This window comes from Vibrio sp. 1069 (genome assembly GCF_033340555.1).
This window is the reverse complement of the sequence record NZ_JAWOWP010000004.1, coordinates 242,695-260,203: the sequence shown is the minus strand read 5'-3', so window position 1 is coordinate 260,203 and position 17,509 is coordinate 242,695. Positions and strand designations below refer to the sequence as shown.

Annotated in this window: 15 protein-coding genes; 8 read left to right on the top strand and 7 right to left on the bottom strand. The window is 45.5% G+C overall.

The genetic code is table 11. The features are described from left to right. Positions 1-3 precede the first annotated feature (3 nt). A complete protein-coding gene (locus tag R7040_RS09230; protein ID WP_318096702.1) occupies positions 4-3,768 on the bottom strand; it encodes a translocation/assembly module TamB domain-containing protein in 3,765 nt (1,254 codons plus the stop codon). Continuing rightward, entirely contained in the window at positions 3,765-5,477 is a 1,713-nt protein-coding gene (locus R7040_RS09225; protein WP_065274120.1) for an autotransporter assembly complex protein TamA, read from the bottom strand. Before R7040_RS09225 ends, R7040_RS09230 begins: the two co-directional genes overlap by 4 nt. Positions 5,478-5,644: 167 nt before the next feature. On the opposite strand from R7040_RS09225, the gene msrA reads away from it, so the two are divergent. Then, positions 5,645-6,283 carry a peptide-methionine (S)-S-oxide reductase MsrA gene (gene msrA / locus R7040_RS09220; RefSeq protein ID WP_017633451.1) on the top strand — a complete coding sequence of 213 codons (639 nt, stop codon included), beginning with the start codon at positions 5,645-5,647 and terminating at the stop codon, positions 6,281-6,283. 70 nt (positions 6,284-6,353) lie between these two features. On the opposite strand, the gene R7040_RS09215 is transcribed toward msrA, so the two are convergent. Continuing rightward, entirely contained in the window at positions 6,354-6,554 is a 201-nt protein-coding gene (locus R7040_RS09215; RefSeq protein ID WP_005379612.1) for a DUF1107 domain-containing protein, read from the bottom strand. A gap of 215 nt (positions 6,555-6,769) precedes the next feature. Here R7040_RS09215 and R7040_RS09210 point away from each other — a divergent pair, with 215 nt between their 5' ends. The 7 genes from R7040_RS09210 to R7040_RS09180 all read left to right on the top strand — a co-directional run bounded on the left by R7040_RS09210 (position 6,770) and on the right by R7040_RS09180 (position 12,391). Continuing rightward, on the top strand, positions 6,770-7,321 hold the full coding sequence (locus tag R7040_RS09210; protein ID WP_005383122.1) for a YtfJ family protein: 552 nt from the start codon (positions 6,770-6,772) through the stop codon (positions 7,319-7,321). Positions 7,322-7,548: 227 nt separating this feature from the next. Next, a complete protein-coding gene (locus R7040_RS09205; protein WP_080996158.1) occupies positions 7,549-7,848 on the top strand; it encodes a DUF2607 family protein in 300 nt (99 codons plus the stop codon). A 134-nt stretch (positions 7,849-7,982) separates the two neighbouring features. Further along, positions 7,983-8,627: a zinc uptake protein ZrgA gene (zrgA, locus tag R7040_RS09200; protein ID WP_053349701.1), complete on the top strand. Its 645-nt coding sequence runs from the start codon at positions 7,983-7,985 to the stop codon at positions 8,625-8,627. A gap of 52 nt (positions 8,628-8,679) precedes the next feature. Beyond that, a complete protein-coding gene (locus R7040_RS09195; RefSeq protein WP_042522447.1) occupies positions 8,680-9,408 on the top strand; it encodes an ABC transporter ATP-binding protein in 729 nt (242 codons plus the stop codon). Then, entirely contained in the window at positions 9,405-10,664 is a 1,260-nt protein-coding gene (locus tag R7040_RS09190; RefSeq protein WP_053306844.1) for an ABC transporter permease, read from the top strand. The genes R7040_RS09195 and R7040_RS09190 overlap by 4 nt, the downstream gene beginning before the upstream one ends. Positions 10,665-10,668: 4 nt before the next feature. Further along, entirely contained in the window at positions 10,669-11,163 is a 495-nt protein-coding gene (locus R7040_RS09185; RefSeq protein ID WP_005379600.1) for a DUF3299 domain-containing protein, read from the top strand. A gap of 322 nt (positions 11,164-11,485) precedes the next feature. Next, entirely contained in the window at positions 11,486-12,391 is a 906-nt protein-coding gene (locus R7040_RS09180) for a TIGR03899 family protein (RefSeq protein WP_005379599.1), read from the top strand. Positions 12,392-12,480: 89 nt separating this feature from the next. On the opposite strand, the gene cysC is transcribed toward R7040_RS09180, so the two are convergent. The 4 genes from cysC to cysD all read right to left on the bottom strand — a co-directional run bounded on the left by cysC (position 12,481) and on the right by cysD (position 17,455). Then, on the bottom strand, positions 12,481-13,098 hold the full coding sequence (gene cysC, locus R7040_RS09175) for an adenylyl-sulfate kinase (protein WP_104975808.1): 618 nt from the start codon (positions 13,096-13,098) through the stop codon (positions 12,481-12,483). A gap of 24 nt (positions 13,099-13,122) precedes the next feature. Then, positions 13,123-14,847 (bottom strand): SLC13 family permease, encoded by a 1,725-nt coding sequence (locus R7040_RS09170; protein WP_005379596.1) that lies wholly within the window; start codon positions 14,845-14,847, stop codon positions 13,123-13,125. A gap of 250 nt (positions 14,848-15,097) precedes the next feature. Then, positions 15,098-16,528: a sulfate adenylyltransferase subunit CysN gene (cysN, locus tag R7040_RS09165; protein WP_017633444.1), complete on the bottom strand. Its 1,431-nt coding sequence runs from the start codon at positions 16,526-16,528 to the stop codon at positions 15,098-15,100. Positions 16,529-16,546: 18 nt separating this feature from the next. Then, on the bottom strand, positions 16,547-17,455 hold the full coding sequence (gene cysD, locus R7040_RS09160) for a sulfate adenylyltransferase subunit CysD (protein WP_005379592.1): 909 nt from the start codon (positions 17,453-17,455) through the stop codon (positions 16,547-16,549). Positions 17,456-17,509 lie beyond the last annotated feature (54 nt).

Below are 17,509 nucleotides of genomic sequence, written 5' to 3'. Positions count from 1 at the left end.
ACTTTAATCGAACTCAAACTGATAGAGTAGGTCAACGGCGCTATCTACACCAGATACCGCTTCTAAATACAAGTCTTGCATCAATCGGTAACGCACAGTGAACTCACCTAGGGAGTTAAAGATGCCGACACCATATTTCACCTGCAAACCAGGCAGAATATAACCACTCACCGTCACTTGCGAATCATCGCCCGACCCAGCAGTGTCCAGCTGTAAATCCTGTACGCCAAAGGCTTCACCGATTTCACCAACCACACGCCCACTCTTCGCCAAGCTTAAACCAATTAAGGTAGTCGTCATTGCATTACCACCGGCTTCACCATCAATATCTTGACCACGAAGTAGATAAGAAAGTGCATTGGCTTGGTTCATCGCGGGCTCTGAGAAAATTTCTATACTCGGATCAGATGCTGGGCCTGACACTTGTACCCCCGCAATGACATCATCTTGGGTATTGTCTGGATTACGAATCGCTTTGATAGACAAGTAAGGTTGATCTGGTGGACCATTCATCAGAATCTTACCTTCTTTAATCAATAAGTCCTGACCAAACGAACGATAAGAACCGTCGACAACATTCACTTCACCAACGATGAAAGGACCTTTGTCTTTTTGTGTCACGTTTAGGTTCCCTTTCAACCCACCTTTTAAGCCAAAAGCGGCAAGTTGGAAGTCATCACCAATTTTAATGTTGATGTTCGTTTCCACATCAAACGGCATCGCAGCCACATCGTCCACTGGCTGCAAGTTTTTATCGAGAATAACGGTATCACTCGATACGCCTACCGCACTTGGTGGAAGCTCTTCGACGACAATTCTGCCCCATGGCAAATTAATATCACCCTCAATTTTCGCAAGCTGAGGAGTCACATCTATTGTCATGTCAGGCTCAACTTTGATTTTTACCATTGGAGGCAAATCAACATTGAGCTCTTTAGCAAATACACGCGCTTTAGTACGCCAGTTCTGTAAGTCCTGCCAGTCGGCATCACCGGTAACGTTCAACTCACCATCCGGGGTTAAAATTCCGGCATCCAAGTCCGCTTGATGGCCTTTAAAGTTGATGACGACCTGCCCTGAGTTTATATCTATCGGTGTGACTTCACCCTGTAGCTTCATTTGGTCAATCAAGAACTGACCATTCACCTTCGGATGCATGACGTCACCTGATATCGCTAGGTCAGTATTCATGTTTGCTTTAAACAAGCTGTACTCACCAATCAACGGTGCCAAGAAATCCAAGTGGAACGTAGAGAGTGAAACCTTACCATCAATAGTGGGCTTTTCAGACGAGACATTCAGTAAAGAAACCTTACCAGACAAGTCACCGTTATCTTTCACATCAAATAGCCACTCGGCATCAAGCTTGTCTTTCGCTAATGCTGCTTTAAAGTTGAAGCTTTCCCAACCGACTTTAATTGGCTGTTCAAGCGCTTGTTCAATTTGGCCTTTTGGCATATTGACACTTAAGGTTACTTCAGGCTTTTTCTCTGGTGCCCATTTAGCAAAAGCCTGTGCATTAACCGAGCCTTGCAGCTTGGTTTCTGGCGGCAGGAATTGTTTGATTTGGTCAAAATCAAAATCATTGATAGCTAACTTCGCCTGGCCACTCTTACCGACACTAATGTCTTCGGTTAGACATACGCTCGACTCCGCTTGCAACCAACAATGCGCTTGAACGTTCGCGATCTGTTTGTCGATATTGACCTTCACCGCGGTCGATTTTTGCAACGCCCACGGGCCTTGTTGCGAGCTCAGCGTCAAGCGGCGCAGCGCCCCATCCCAAATCATTTCTGGTTTCTGCTGGAATGTCCCTTCAATTTCTAAACTGGTCGACACCAGGTCAGACACTACATCGAGCGTCAGTTGATGCAGTTTTTCATCCCCAGAGACTTCAAGGTCAGCACTATCAACTTTTATGTCGTCATAGGTAATGTTGTTCGCAATTAGGCTTATGTTCGCTTTTGGTGCTGGCAGAGGCTTCACATCACCCTTTAAGGTGATCGTTTCTACGTTCGCCTGTTGCTGCCAGTTTATCTGATTTAAAGCGAGATCAAGATTGATGTCTGGTTCTTTCAAGCTACCACGTAGTGCGACTTTACCTTGCATTTTACCTGCAAGGTCCGGAACACTTTTTGCAAAATCAGGGAAGTTAACCTCAACATCCATCAGAATTTGCTTATCGATCTTACCCTTTGCACTCAGTTGGTTCGGGCCATGAGAAAGCGCTAAACCCTGAGTGGTAAGTTGGATGTCTTCGCCTTTGCCGTTCTTATCAGACGCTTCAAGTTGCCCTTCAACATTCAGCGGATACCCTCGCAAAATGCCGTCAATGTCTAACTTAGGCAAACTGACTTGCCAACCGCCTTGTTCTGTTAACGACCCCGAAGTCGAAAGATTACCGCTGATATCCCCTTCGGCTTCTTTCCACTGCAATCCTGGTTGAATGTTCTTCAGGTTTAAGTCAGCTTGCCAGTTGATTGGCGCGGCCCAATTGGCCATGACTTTCCCAGAGAGTTCGCCCCCTAAGGTTTTCACTACAAGGCTTTCGAGGTCAATTTGCTCTAACGTACCTTTGCCGTTTAGTGCGACATCAACGGCGGGAATATCTTTGCCCGAAGCTTTGGTTTCTAATGCGACTTCGTAGCCATCAAGTGAGCCTTTTGCCGCCAAGCTTGGTACAGAAACCTGGTAATCGCTTTGTCCAAATAGCGGCCATTGCGCCTGTACATTTTTAATCGCGACATCAAACGGTAACTGCGTTTTAAGCGGTTGAATATCACCTTTGATCTCCGCTTGTACAAGCTCAGAAAGCGTAGCATTTAGTGACAAATCACCAACCGAACCCGAGACCGAAAGCGACAGTTTTTGTCCCTTCGCATCCGCTTGCTTCACTAACGCGTCCAATTGCGCTTTGATAGGGTAATCAGAAGAAAGCGTCACTTGTGTGCTCAACTTGCCTTCCACTTCTGGCATGTCGAGCTCTAACGTTTTGACATCAACACGTTCACCGCCTGCTCTTGCAACCAAACCAAGATGATTGACGATCACTGGCGTTTCACCCGCCAGTTTGAAATTGTGAATATCAAGACGACGCGCTTCAACCGTCAGTGGAATCCATACTTCGGGTAACACAATATCTTGCGGCGTAACGTCAGTTTCTTTCGGCTCCTCGGCAGCCGCTTCAGGTTCAGCCTCACTTGGTGCTAAAGCCACATTAATGTCTTTCAACGCGGTAGGTGCGATCACCAAACGATCACCCTGCATCGACAAAGCGGTCGAGAATGTTTGCCAATCAATTTGATTGCCCAGCACATTGACATTGATGTCATTAAAGCTGACTTTATTAACAAAAATTGGCACTGGCGTACTGATAGAACGCAGTGGTGGTGTTTCCTCTTGCTCCTCGCTTGCTGGCGGTAGCTCTGGCATCTTAAAGTCAAGCCCCTGCAGTCTTAACTCATCGACACAGACCTTAGGGTCAAAGAAACAGCGGAAGTTCACTGCCAATGCTAAACGCTCGACTTTGGCGTCGATATTCAAAGACTCATCGACAAAACTGACGTTATGCAGTTCGAAGCGAGGAAACAATGAACCCTGCACTTTTTCAATCTGCAATTGTGGTAGTGCTTTTTCGGCTCCCCACAAGGCAAATTTGAGGCCTGGGTGGGTAAATAAAACTGTCGCGACAATAATGATGAGCAACAGCAATAGACCAATCAAACTGAGCGACAGCCATTTGGTCCACTTAAACATCATTTTGATCATAGCTCAGGCCCCAATGAGAAGTGGATACGAAACTCTCGTTCTGGTTTTGCATCCAACCCCCATGCAAAATCAAAACTAACAGGGCCCACCGGAGACGCCCAGCGGATACCAACACCTGCGCCTGATTTCCAATCTGGTGTTTCATTAAACGCATCACCAATATCGTAAAACGTTGCAGCCCACCAGTTTCCATAAACACGATATTGGTATTCTAATGTACTGCTAACAATGTATTTACCACCCGTCAAAGCACCACTCTCATCCACAGGTGAAATAGATTCATAGCCGTAACCACGAATATTATTGTCACCACCAGCGAAGAAACGCAGCGACGGTGATAGTTTTTCAAGTTCATCGGTAATATTCGCACCACCTTCTAAGCGGAACAAACCACGATGATTCTCTCCAATACCACGAATCCAAGAAGTCGAGCCAATTAAGCGGAGCACTCTAGTTTCAGAAAGCATAGCGGTATCACCATACTCAATAGTGATGCTTTGCTTGTCTCCCCACATTGGCATATTGCCCCCTCGAACCCTAGTCCGAGAAAATGTCGCACCTGGAAGTACGAAGTTGAATTCATCATCTTGTAAACCTTGCGTAAAGCTCTCGTACAAATGACGAACATAAACGGTATTATGCCAACCACCGTCTGCTAACCAATGACGTTCCACTGCAAGGTTAGACTCGATACTCTGTGTGTCACGGTTGTCTAGGTTTTTAAGCCCATATTGAACTTGATAATAATCGTTAGCGACATCTTCTAAAGGAATTTTGTAAGAAGCAGTCACGGTTTGCTCTGGCTTAGATAGGGATAAAGCGGTGTTGAAACTGTGTCCTCGGGAGCTCACCCAAGGTTTCTTCCACTTCAACGTTCCTCGAACGCCGACATCCGTTGAGTAACCAATACCCGTCTCGATCTGATTCTTAGAAGCAGGAGATAAAGACACTTTAATTGGCAAGTCTCGGCCATCATCAAGCCTATCCAATTCAGGCTCAACAAAAACTGAGGAAAACCACTCCGTATTTGATAGCTTCTGGTTAAACTCGCCCAGCTTCGAAACGTTGTATGGGTCCCCTTCTTTAAAAGGTTGTAGTGATGCGACACGGTCTTCCCAGATGTGGTTGCCAATAAAAGAAACGTCGCCAAAATTGAAACGTATTCCACTGCTGTAGTGCAAACGGACATTAGCTTCGTTCAGATCAGGGATAACCTCTAATCGACTTAGCGTAAACTCACCATTGAAGTAACCACGCTGAAGCGCCAAGTTACGAATGCCTGACTTAAGGCTGTCGTATTGGCCTTGATTCAAAACTTGGCCAACTTTGAGCGGAGAGCTCTCAATAAGTTTTGCAAACTCTTCATCGTCCTTGGCCTCTCCAGTGATGACCACATCCATGACTTTCACTTTCACTGGCAAGCCCGGCTTGATGAGCACAATTAACTCATCATTCGCTTCAGGAATAGAGTATGAAATTTTTGCATGATAATACCCAAGCGCGTTAAGCGCTTCAGTGATACTTTGATCTAATCTCGCTTGAAAACGCAGAGAAGTGGAGTAATCCTTCTCTGGAATAGATGACAGATACGCACTGACATTCTCTTCTAAAGCGCCATCAATGCCTTTCAAAGTCAAAGAAACATCGGCATAGGCACCATGAGAAAAGGCAAATAGGCCAACAATGGTGGGGAGAGCTTTTTTTATCATGCTTTTATGGCTGAATGAGGTTAAGTAAACGTAAATAATGATAACGCCAATTAGATTCTAAGTCTGTAATATTAATAGGTTTAACGCGGTCTATGTCATCACAGCATCAGATACAGACGAAATGAAAAAGTTCGCAAATTTAAGACACGTATTGAAGGACAAATACCATGCTCAACAAACAAACATTGATCAGTATAGAAGATGCCTTGCCAGGTAGAGATCAACCAATGCAGATTGACGATCATCATTTTGTAAATAAATCTAACCTAAAGGCGCCTCTGACGTCACACCAACAGCAGATTTTGCTCGGAATGGGCTGTTTTTGGGGCGCTGAGCGCGTATTTTGGCAACTCGACGGCGTTGTATCCACTTCGGTCGGTTACGCTGGGGGATATACACCCAATCCCACCTATGAAGAGGTCTGTACAGGTAAAACGGGTCATACAGAAGTCGTACGAGTCGTTTTCGATGAACGCGTCATCTCATTAGAAAAGCTACTGGCTGTTTTTTGGGAAAAACACGACCCAACTCAGGGAATGCGTCAAGGTAACGACTTAGGTACTCAATATCGTTCTGCAATTTACACTTATTCGACGGAGCAACTCGAGAGCGCAGAGAAATCGAAACTCTTGTATCAACAAGCACTGCAAGAAGAGCAACGCGCGAACATCACCACCGAAATACAACCAGCAGGTCCGTATTACTTTGCGGAAACCTACCACCAGCAATATTTGGCGAAAAACCCTGATGGTTACTGTGGCATCGGAGGAACGGGAGTTTGCTTCCCACCAAGCCTCCAAGGATAAACCTAACCAGCAACAAAAAGAGCGACCGATATGGTCGCTCTTTTCTAAATCTAAGTGGGTACCAAGCTAACTAAGCCGATAATGATGCTATCACTTGGTTGACTTCTTTAAAGATGGTGAGCCTTTTATGATCGTTGACGTCAGGTAGTAACACTTTGCCATTGTCGAACTGAAAACAGCCAACCCCAACAATAAAAAACTGACCTTTGAACAACGTTTTAACAAAACGGGCCACTTGTAATGGTCGATATACAGCAAACTCACGTAGCATAACTCACCTCAATTCCTTTGAGAAAACACGGATTGCTTATTTTTCCTCTGCAATCTTAATGCGCAATTTGCGACGGAACTCATTTTAGCAAATTCTAAATATAACGCAAGATTACACCACTCCATACGTTAAATAAATGTTATCAACGGTCCTACAAATTTCTAGGTTCTGGATATATACTGGAAGCTTCCAAACCTCGTACGGAATATAACAATATGAAAACTAAGACTCTCCTACCTCTATTACTGGCCTTAACGCCAAGCTTGACCTTTGCACACAACTTGTCAGTGGGAAAAAGCGTTCCTCCTGTCAATGTTGCCGCTTACGGCGAGATTGTTTTACAAGGCGAAGGCGTTGCATACCAACCCTGGGCAACTCAACATATGCAAGGCAAAGTTCGTGTCATTCAAGCCATTGCAGGCCGTAGCAGTTCAAAAGAAATGAATGCCCCTTTAATGTCGGCAATAACAGCGGCAAATTTTCCACAAGAAAGCTACCAGACGACGACTATCATCAACCAAGATGATGCAATTTGGGGGACAGGCTCTTTCGTGAAGTCTTCAGCTCAAGACAGCAAAAAAGAGTTTCCTTGGTCATCCATGGTTCTTGATGAAAATGGCGTAGTTGCTAATACTTGGGACCTGAAAGAAGAAAGCTCGGCCATTATTGTTCAAGACAAAACGGGCAAAGTTCTGTTTGTCAAAGAGGGCGCACTTGAGCAAGATGAGATAACAAAAGTCATTGAGCTTATTAAACAGAACATCTAGCTTCATTGAATGGCTCCTTGTTCTTGTTGTAAGGAGCTATATGAATTTGATTAGAAGCATGGGCAGTGATAACTCTGCTCTTTATAAGTGCGACACTTCCATCAGAGAGTATTACCAATATTTTTCGGCACGTATGTGTTGAGTTAAATTTTTCTGCTAGCCAACAAAAGAGTGAACTTTTATTCATTATGGGTGTTATATTATAACAGTCGGTAAGAGGAGCTCAGATGTACCACCACCAGCAAAAAATACTAAGATATTGGTATCGCACTGCTTTATTTTTCAGTGTTGCGTTGCTGATCGCTTGGAACTTTGCGGTCGTACTCCATCAAGTCGATCTGACGCCCGACCATCATACCCATCATCATTGCCAATTATTTTCTGGTGTTCAGCACGGTATAGCAAAGGTACAACCAACCCTCTCTACACCGACTTTTACGCGCGCCCAGCATCATCATGTTTTTTTGCATCTCGTGTACGGCGAAGAAGTTCTTGGCGCTGCTCGTGCCCCTCCTTATTTTGCTTAATTTCCAAACTATTCCACACTCAAAATTATTGAGTTCATTCCCGCACCTAGTGTGTCAGGGAACAATAACTTAGTGAAACTCGAATCTGAGCAATACCGCCTTTGGTTAATGCCAGTAAAATTAGGAAAAATACAATGTCATCAAAACACGTTTTAGCCCTTGCTATTGGCCTCACTTTATCGACAGCAGCGAATGCAAACGAATACCGCCAGCATGGTGCTCATGTGCATGGTCACGTCGAGTTTAATATCGCCCAAGATGGCAAAGATCTGTTAGTAGAGATCACAGCTCCTGGAGCTGATGTTGTGGGTTTCGAGCATGCTCCAGAAAACGCGCAACAAGAGCAAGCGCTTAAACAAGCCGTCGCTACACTCGAAGACAGCAACGCATTGTTCGCTATTAACTCACAAGCTGATTGTAATATTGAAGAAGCTTACGTGAGCCACAACCTAAGCGAAACTCATGAGGAACATGATCATAGTGAGCACGACCATGATGACCATGCACATCACGATCATGAAGGGCACGAACATCATGATCATAATGATAAACATGACCACCATGACGATCATGATGAGGCGCACGATCATGGCGGTCACGGTGAATTTTCGGTGCAATATCGCTTCAGTTGCGAACAAGTTAATCAGCTTAGCCAAATCCAAACCGATTGGTTTAACCAATTCCCAACTACAGAGTCCATCAGCGTCAATATATTCACTGATACCATGCAATCAGCAATTAAATTAAGCAAAGATAACACCCAAATCGTAATCAAATAACACGAGTGGCGTGTAAGTACCCACTTACACGCCACAGCTTTGGTGATTTAATATGACTGAAACCACACCAAATGTTGTCGAGCTAGAGGATGCCCAATTTTTCTGGCCCGGTTCAACCAACGCAACCATCCACATCCCCAAATTACACATTACACAAGGCGAGCATGTGTTTATCAAAGGTCCAAGTGGCTGCGGTAAATCGACCTTGCTCGCTTTGTTGACGGGGATTAACACATTAACTTCAGGCTCTCTATCTGTACTCGATACTGACCTTGCTAGTTTAAGTGCCAGTCAGAGAGACCGCTTTCGCGCCAATCATATTGGCTACATCTTTCAACAGTTCAATTTATTGCCGTACCTTAACGTACTTGAAAACGTATTATTGCCATGTCAGTTCAGTAAAATACGACGTGACCGTGCCCATTTAGGTGCCTCATCTCAAACGTTAAATGAACAGGCTCAGGCCCTACTAGAACGACTGCACTTGCCAAACGAGCTTCATACACGCCCTGTCTCTGAATTGAGTATTGGTCAACAACAACGTGTGGCTGCGGCTCGAGCTCTGATAGGACATCCAGAGTTAGTGATCGCTGACGAACCAACCTCAGCTTTAGACTATGACAATCGTAAAGCATTTATTGAGCTCCTTATGGAGCAAGCGAATCAAGCCAATGCCACACTGGTATTCGTTAGCCACGACCCAACACTCGAACCCTTATTCGATCGCACGCTCAATCTACCCGACATTAATCAAGTATCTAGCCTAGGAGCCATATCATGAGTGCTGTTGTAAAGCTCGCCTGGAAAAGCTTGATGAACCGCAAAGCGACGGCAATTCTAACCATCATGACCGTTGCGATTTCTGTGGTACTCCTCTTGGGCGTCGAGCGTATCCGAACTCAAGCCAAGGATAGCTTCGCCAATACAATTTCAGGCACAGACCTCATTATTGGTGGACGCTCTGGGCAAGTGAACCTATTGCTCTATTCTGTGTTTCGTATTGGTAATGCGACCAACAACATCGATTGGAAAAGCTACCAAGAGTTTGCCAATCATCGTTCAGTCGATTGGGCTATTCCAATCTCGCTTGGCGACTCGCATAAAGGCTTCCGAGTTATGGGAACCAATCACAGTTACTTTGAGCATTACAAGTTTGGAAGTAAGCAACCACTAACATTTGGCAAGGGTAGAGAATTCAATGGTTTATTTGAAACCGTGCTAGGTTCTGATGTCGCTAAACAACTTGGTTATGATATCGGTAGCGAAATCATCATTGCCCACGGCATTAGCGACGTTGGCTTTAGCCGTCATGACAATCTGCCATTTAAAGTTGTCGGTATCCTTGCACCTACAGGAACACCAGTCGACAAAACTGTCCATGTATCATTGGAAGCCATCGAAGCCATTCACGTCGGATGGGAAAGTGGTGCGCGTTTGGGCCCGACACCCAAGGCACAAGATCTCAAAAACAGAGACTTTCAGCCCAAACAAATTACCGCTATGCTCGTTGGTTTGAAATCTCGTATTCAAACTTTCGCCCTGCAAAGACAAATTAACACCTACCCCAAAGAGCCGCTCAGCGCCATTATGCCCGGCGTTGCGTTGCATGAGTTATGGGGAATGATGTCGGTTGCAGAGCAAGCCCTAATGGCAGTATCTGGTTTTGTCGTGATCGCAGGGTTGTTAGGTATGTTAAGCAGTCTATTAACTAGCCTACAGGAACGCCGCCGTGAAATGGCGATTTTGCGTGCCATGGGAGCAAGGCCTCGTCATGTTTTCTCACTCTTAATTAGTGAAGCCAGCTTGCTTACTGCTGCTGGTATTATTACTGGCGTTACTGGGCTGTATGCCATTCTTGCTATCGCGCAGCCGATCATCCAACAGCACTATGGAATACATCTCACCTTAAGCATCTTATCTACTTATGAGTGGATGCTATTAGGTTTCGTACAATGCGCTGGTATTGTGATTGGTTTCATTCCCGCACTCCGCGCCTACCGACAGTCACTGAGTGACGGAATGACAATAAGGATTTAATAAAATGTGGAAAAAAATACTCGCAAGTTGCTTGCTGGTCGTCGCATTCACAGCGCCTGTTATGGCCAGCGAAGAACCATTAAAGCTTGACTGGATTGACCTTGTTCCAGAAAAAGAGCGTAAATTGTTCGACAGTATAGGCATGCCCGCATCTGATCACAGTGGTGGCGCAGCCCAGCAGTCCAAGATTGGTAACGTTCGACCAGAACTGAACGGAAGCCAAGTTAAAATTCCGGGGTTTGTTATCCCACTTGAAGGTGATGCCGATACCGTCACCGAATTTTTATTGGTGCCATATTTTGGAGCTTGTATTCACGTGCCACCACCGCCTCCAAACCAGATCATTTACGTGAAGTTTCCGAAAGGCGCGCCTGTTCAAGAGTTGTGGGATGTTATATATGTGGTTGGAACGTTGAAAACCGAGACGATAAACCACGAACTGGCAGAAACGGCTTACGTTATTGAGGGATCAGAAATAGAAGCCTACGACGATATGTAATTTAAGTCGTCGATAAGCCTCGCTACACCTAAGGCGTCACACTGGCGCCTTTTTTAGCTTTGTGCTACACGATATAACGAGATAAATACGCTAACACGCCCACATAAATAACCAAAAGAAACGCTATCGACAGGTGCTTTTTGAGTTTACCTGCTTCTGAGAACTTCATAGCCCCTCCAAAATAACGATAACAATTTTAACAACTCATTATCATTTTGAATAGCCCTATTCGTTCAAAAACTGAGAACTCCTGTCTGGTCGCTTGGTCAGATAAGGTGTAAATTTAAACGTGCGAACCGCGCAGTTCTTGGTAGGAAAACGAATGGCAGACCCGACAAAGCAACCTGTTGTCATCGAACATCAGTCAGACACAAAAAAAAATACGCAACAAGAAAAGAAACAAGGCTACATAAAAGACAGTGCTAGTAAGGTAAAAACCATAGCCCAAATACACGGTCTTGACGCCTTACTGCAAACCGAACCGCCAGCCAAATCTGCGTTTGAAAGAGCCCAATTGCGAGAGCAACGACGCCAAGAACAGCGACAAAAAAACTTAGAACAGATTTTAAAATTAGCGCACAGTTCATGCCGAGATGAGACAGCGGGAGAGCCAGACCAAGATTGGTTGCATCGATTTTTTGAGATGGCTCAAGACATCCATAACAGCGCGATGCAAAAGCTATGGGCTCAAGTGATGAAGCGTGAAGTGACCAATCCGGGTTCAACGTCCATGAAAGCGTTGAAAACCCTCAAGGATATGTCACCAAAGGAAGCACAAACTCTGCAAAGAGCCGCCTCTTTAGCGTGCAGTTTTGGAGGGGATCACAGCAGAAAACTGCTGATTGGTTACAAAGCCCAAGGAGGCATATTTAGCTTCGGCAAGCGAGACGTCGCTAACAGCCTAAATATGGGAAGTTTTCAACTGCCGTATTCAAGCTTGTTGCTCTTAATTGAATTAGGGCTGCTGCACAGTGCCGAACTTGAATCTGGCGAAATTAGTATCGAAACACCGTTGGTCCTCACCTACCAAGGTAAAAACTTGTCACTGAACGTAAACAGTAAAGGTGTCCGCCTTTTATATTACCGCTTCACACCCACAGGCAATGAGCTCTGTACCTTGCTCGGAAACAAACCACATGCCGAATACTACGATCAAATGCTTGCACTGTTAAATCATAGATTTAGTGTCCATAGTGAAGCTAAAAGTACGGTTCATCATACCGTCTAGCCAGCTTGAGAAGCATTTGATCACCTATGATCCAAATACTTCTCCAGCTGCTCAAAGAGCTTTAGGTCACCTATGATCTAAATGCTTTTTTATCGGATCACACCGCGTTGTTTAAGATCGATTAAGCACAAATCCACCAGCTCATCGACACTCTTTTCTCCCGCGGGCAAATCGATTTCAGGGTTCTCTGGCGCTTGATATTCCGAATCAATACCAGTGAAATTAGGAATCTCTCCCGCACGGGCTTTACGGTATAAACCCTTAGGATCTCGACCTTCGCAAACCTCTAGAGATGCATTGACATACACTTCGATAAACTCGCCTTCTGGCAATAAATCGCGCACTAACTTCCGCTCTGCACGATGCGGTGAAATAAACGCCGACAGAACAATTAAACCCGCATCTGCCATCAACTTCGCCAGTTCACCAATACGACGAATGTTCTCGCGACGGTCCTGTTCAGAAAAACCTAAATCGCTACACAAACCATGTCGTACATTGTCACCATCCAATAAATAGGTGTGGTAACCCAATGCTGCAAGGCGATTTTCCAACGCCCCTGCTACGGTTGATTTACCCGCTCCAGATAAACCAGTGAACCACAATACGGCAGGTTTTTGCTTCTTTAATTCAGCACGAAGCTGTTTATCAACCGAATGCTGGTGCCAAACAATGTTTTCATCTTTTACCGTCGTTTCGGCAGTCATAACGTATCCTTGTAAATATCGGAATTAAAACGGGAAAAAGACCGGGATCAAAGTAAGTACTAATACAGAGTACACAATCGAAATTGGCACTCCAATTCTCACGTAGTCGGTCAATTTGTAATTTCCTACGCTGTACACCAGCAGGTTAGTTTGGTAACCGTAGGGAGAGATAAAGCTCGCACTCGCGCCGAACAAAACCGCCATGATGAATGGCATCGGATCCACGCCATAACCCACCGCCATGCTATAGCCGATAGGAAAAGAAAGCGCAGCCGCGGCATTGTTTGTCACCAATTCAGTGAGTACCAATGTCATGATATAAGTCGCCACCAAGGCACCAAATACTCCCCAGCCATTAAACGCTTCAATAAACATCACTCCCATTCTTTCTGACAATCCAGAAGAGATCATCAGTTGAGCAATAGACAAAGCGGAACCGACAATCACGACGATATCGATCGGAAAACGGCGGCGCAGTTCTGAAATCTGCACAATACCAAACGCAATAAGCGCGATAAGGTACGCAGCTAGACCTTTAATAATCGGCACTAACTCTAATAGAGCGCATCCAATTACGGCTGCAAAGCCCAGTAATACAATGGAAGACTTATTCGTATCAAGCCGAGCGCTAGAGTCCAAGTCATGCACTAAAACAAACTCTTTACGATGAGCTCGGCGTTCAGACTCAAAACGCTTTCCTGGAACCAGAACTAACGTGTCTCCTGGCGCTAAGGTAATACTACCCAAGCCACCTTCTAGGCGTTCGTGGCCTCGGCGAATCGCCACAACAACGGCATCGAATCGGTCGCGGAATCGGCTCTCTTTGAGGGTTTTGTAGCAAAACGTCGCCGACGAGCTCACCACAACTTCGATAAAGTTTTGCCCATTTAAGTGCTGCTGACCAAACAACTTGAGGCCCGGAATTTCTTGCAGGGTCGCGACGCTCTCAACATCGCCACAAAATAACAGGCGGTCTTTTGCATTGAGCACAAAATCCGGTCCCACAGAAGAAACAGTAACACCATCGCGCACCACTTCTGCAAGAAACAGTTTGCGCAGCGCACGTAAATTATTCTCGCTGATCGTACGCCCAACTAGCGGTGAGCCAGGCTCAACGCGAGACTCAAGAAAGTAAGGTAAATCTTCTTGGTTTTGATCATCATAATTCGGTAGCAAGTAGCTCAGTGGGATAAGAATCAGCATCCCTCCCACCAGCACAGCCAAACCTATCATCGTAGGTGTAAAAAAGCTCAGGCTCGGTAAGCCTGCGTCTTCGACAAAGCTGTTGATGATTAAGTTAGTCGACGTACCAATCAAAGTTAACGTGCCACCAAAAATGGCGGCGTAAGACAAGGGAATAAGTAATTTCGAAGGTGCATGCTGCTGATTACGCTTAATCGCCCCAATCAATGAGACAACCACAGCGGTATTATTCGTAAATGAAGAAAGCAAGGCGGTCGACACACCGAGCTTAGCAATCACGCTGCCTAACTGGCCCTCAGAGATACTTCGGCTCACCCAACTGATCAACAGTGTTTTTTCTAGAGCACAGGATGCAAGAATCAATAGAACCAGGGTTAACAATGAAGAGTTGGTAAAATTGGATGCGATGGTGGCTGAATCCATCATCCCAGCCATGAATGCAATAAAAGCGGCACCCGCAAAGACGTAACTAGGCTTAATTTTCGTGACAAGCAAGCAAGTGATAATGCCAAGCAAAATCGCTAACACAAACCCTTGTTCCCACATAGCCTTTCCTTACCAAATAGCCCTAAAGGGCACAACAACGACTCATTTATCCATGAATCACCGACAAACGAGCAAACAGACAAAAATCAGCGCAAGCGAAAAGAACATCAGAATGCTCGGTTTCTTGGGCTCCACCGAAGCATTCTGGTATTAGGAGAATACCTAACGACATTTCGCAATTCAGTTAGGTAGCGACACCCCAAGTACAACAGCAAACAGTGCCTGAAATTATCGTACTTGGGTGAGCCAGTTACTTTTTCAGAAACTGGCTGACGTCTTTTGCTTCCCAGTGTGGGAAGTGTTTACGGACAAGCGCATTAAGCTCAACTTCAAACGCAGAGATGTCCGTCAAATCGCGCTCAACCACGGCGAGGCTCTCTTTAACCATGCCAGCACCAACCGTCACGTTTGTCAGACGATCGATAATGATAAAGCCACCGGTATCTGCACAGTCTTGATAATTGTCCAGCGCGACTGACTCATTAAGAGACCATTCACACAAACCAATACCATTCAATGGCAGCTCTGCCGAGCTATGAGTCGAGAGATTATTAATGTCATATTGATGACGAATCGCTTCAACATGACCTACGGTTTTCTTACCTGCGATTTTGATGTCATAGTCACGACCCGGTTGCAGGGGTTGCTCTGTCATCCACACCACATCGGCAAGCAAATGGTTTGTGGTTTCCACTTGAGCATTATCTAGAACAATCAAATCGCCACGGCTAATATCGATCTCATCGCTTAGCGTCAGAGTGACAGCTAATCCGGCACGAGCTTCTTCGATATCACCATCAAAGGTCACAATACGTGCCACAGTTGACGTTTTACCCGATGGCAATGCTTTAATGGCATCACCGACTTTGATCGAACCAGAAGAAATGGTCCCCGCAAAACCACGGAAATCGAGGTTAGGACGATTAACGTATTGCACAGGGAAGCGGAATTCACCCGCGCCTTTTTCTTGATCCACATCGACCGTTTCAAGAAGCTCAAGCAATGATGGGCCTTTAAACCAAGTCAGGTTTTGGCCTTTATCCACCACATTGTCCCCTTCAAGCGCTGAGATCGGGATGATTTGAATATCAATATCCCCTGTCAGATTCTCAGAGAACTTCAGATACTCATCGCGGATCTCTTCAAAGCGCTCTTGGGAGTAATCCACTAAGTCCATCTTGTTGATCGCCACAACAAAGTGCTTCAATCCCAATAGGTTGGAAATGAAAGAGTGACGACGAGTTTGATCGAGAATGCCCTTACGTGCATCAACCAGAATCACAGCTAAGTCACATGTCGATGCACCTGTAGCCATGTTACGTGTGTACTGCTCGTGTCCAGGAGTATCTGCAATGATGAATTTACGTTTCTGCGTCGAGAAATAGCGGTAAGCCACATCAATCGTGATCCCCTGCTCACGCTCAGCTTGTAAGCCATCGACCAACAACGCAAGGTCAGGCTTTTCACCCGTGGTACCCACACGTTGGCTGTCTGAGTGCACTGCCGCTAGCTGATCTTCATAAATTTGTTTTGAGTCATGGAGTAAGCGACCGATTAATGTACTTTTACCGTCATCCACCGAGCCACAAGTCAAGAATCTAAGTAACGACTTGTACTGGTGTTGTGTTAAATAGCCTTCGATACCAAGCTCGGCTAATTGAGCTTCAACTGCACTGTTCATTATCTTTCCTTAGATCCTTTAGAAGTAACCTTGACGTTTCTTAAGCTCCATCGATCCTGACTGATCGTGGTCGATCGCTCGGCCTTGGCGCTCACTCGACGTTGCCACCAGCATCTCTTCAATAATGCCAGTTAAAGTGTTCGCTTCAGACTCGATGGCCCCGGTCAATGGATAACAACCAAGGGTACGGAAGCGCACACTCTTCTCTTCAATCACTTCACCCGGTTGAAGCTCCATACGATCATCATCAACCATGATCAGCATGCCATCGCGTTCAACAACTGGGCGTTTGTCCGCGAGGTAAAGCGGCACGATCTCGATGTTTTCTAAATAGATGTATTGCCAGATATCAAGCTCAGTCCAGTTAGACAGCGGGAATACACGAATGCTCTCACCCTTATTAACCTGACCGTTGTACGTCTTCCATAGCTCAGGACGTTGGTTTTTAGGGTCCCATGTATGGTTCTTATCGCGGAATGAATACACGCGCTCTTTCGCCCGTGATTTCTCTTCGTCGCGGCGCGCGCCACCAAAGGCCGCATCAAAACCGTACTTGTTCAGCGCTTGTTTTAAGCCTTGAGTCTTCATGATGTCAGTGTGCTTAGAAGAACCATGAACAAACGGACTACAGCCCATGGCTAGACCTTCTGGATTCTTATGTACCAAAAGCTCAAAACCGTATTTGGCCGCGGTGCGATCACGAAATTCAATCATCTCGCGGAACTTCCAATCGGTGTCGACATGCAGCAATGGAAATGGAATCTTACCTGGGTAAAAAGCTTTACGCGCAAGGTGCAGCATCACTGATGAGTCTTTACCAATCGAATACATCATGACTGGGTTATCAAACTCAGCCGCAACTTCACGGATGATGTGGATACTCTCCGCTTCGAGTTGTTTAAGGTGAGTTAAACGTTGTTGGTCCATGTTTTGTATTTCCTTTTTAAGCTTGAAGGCGCATTACGTCTCTAATCTTTGGTC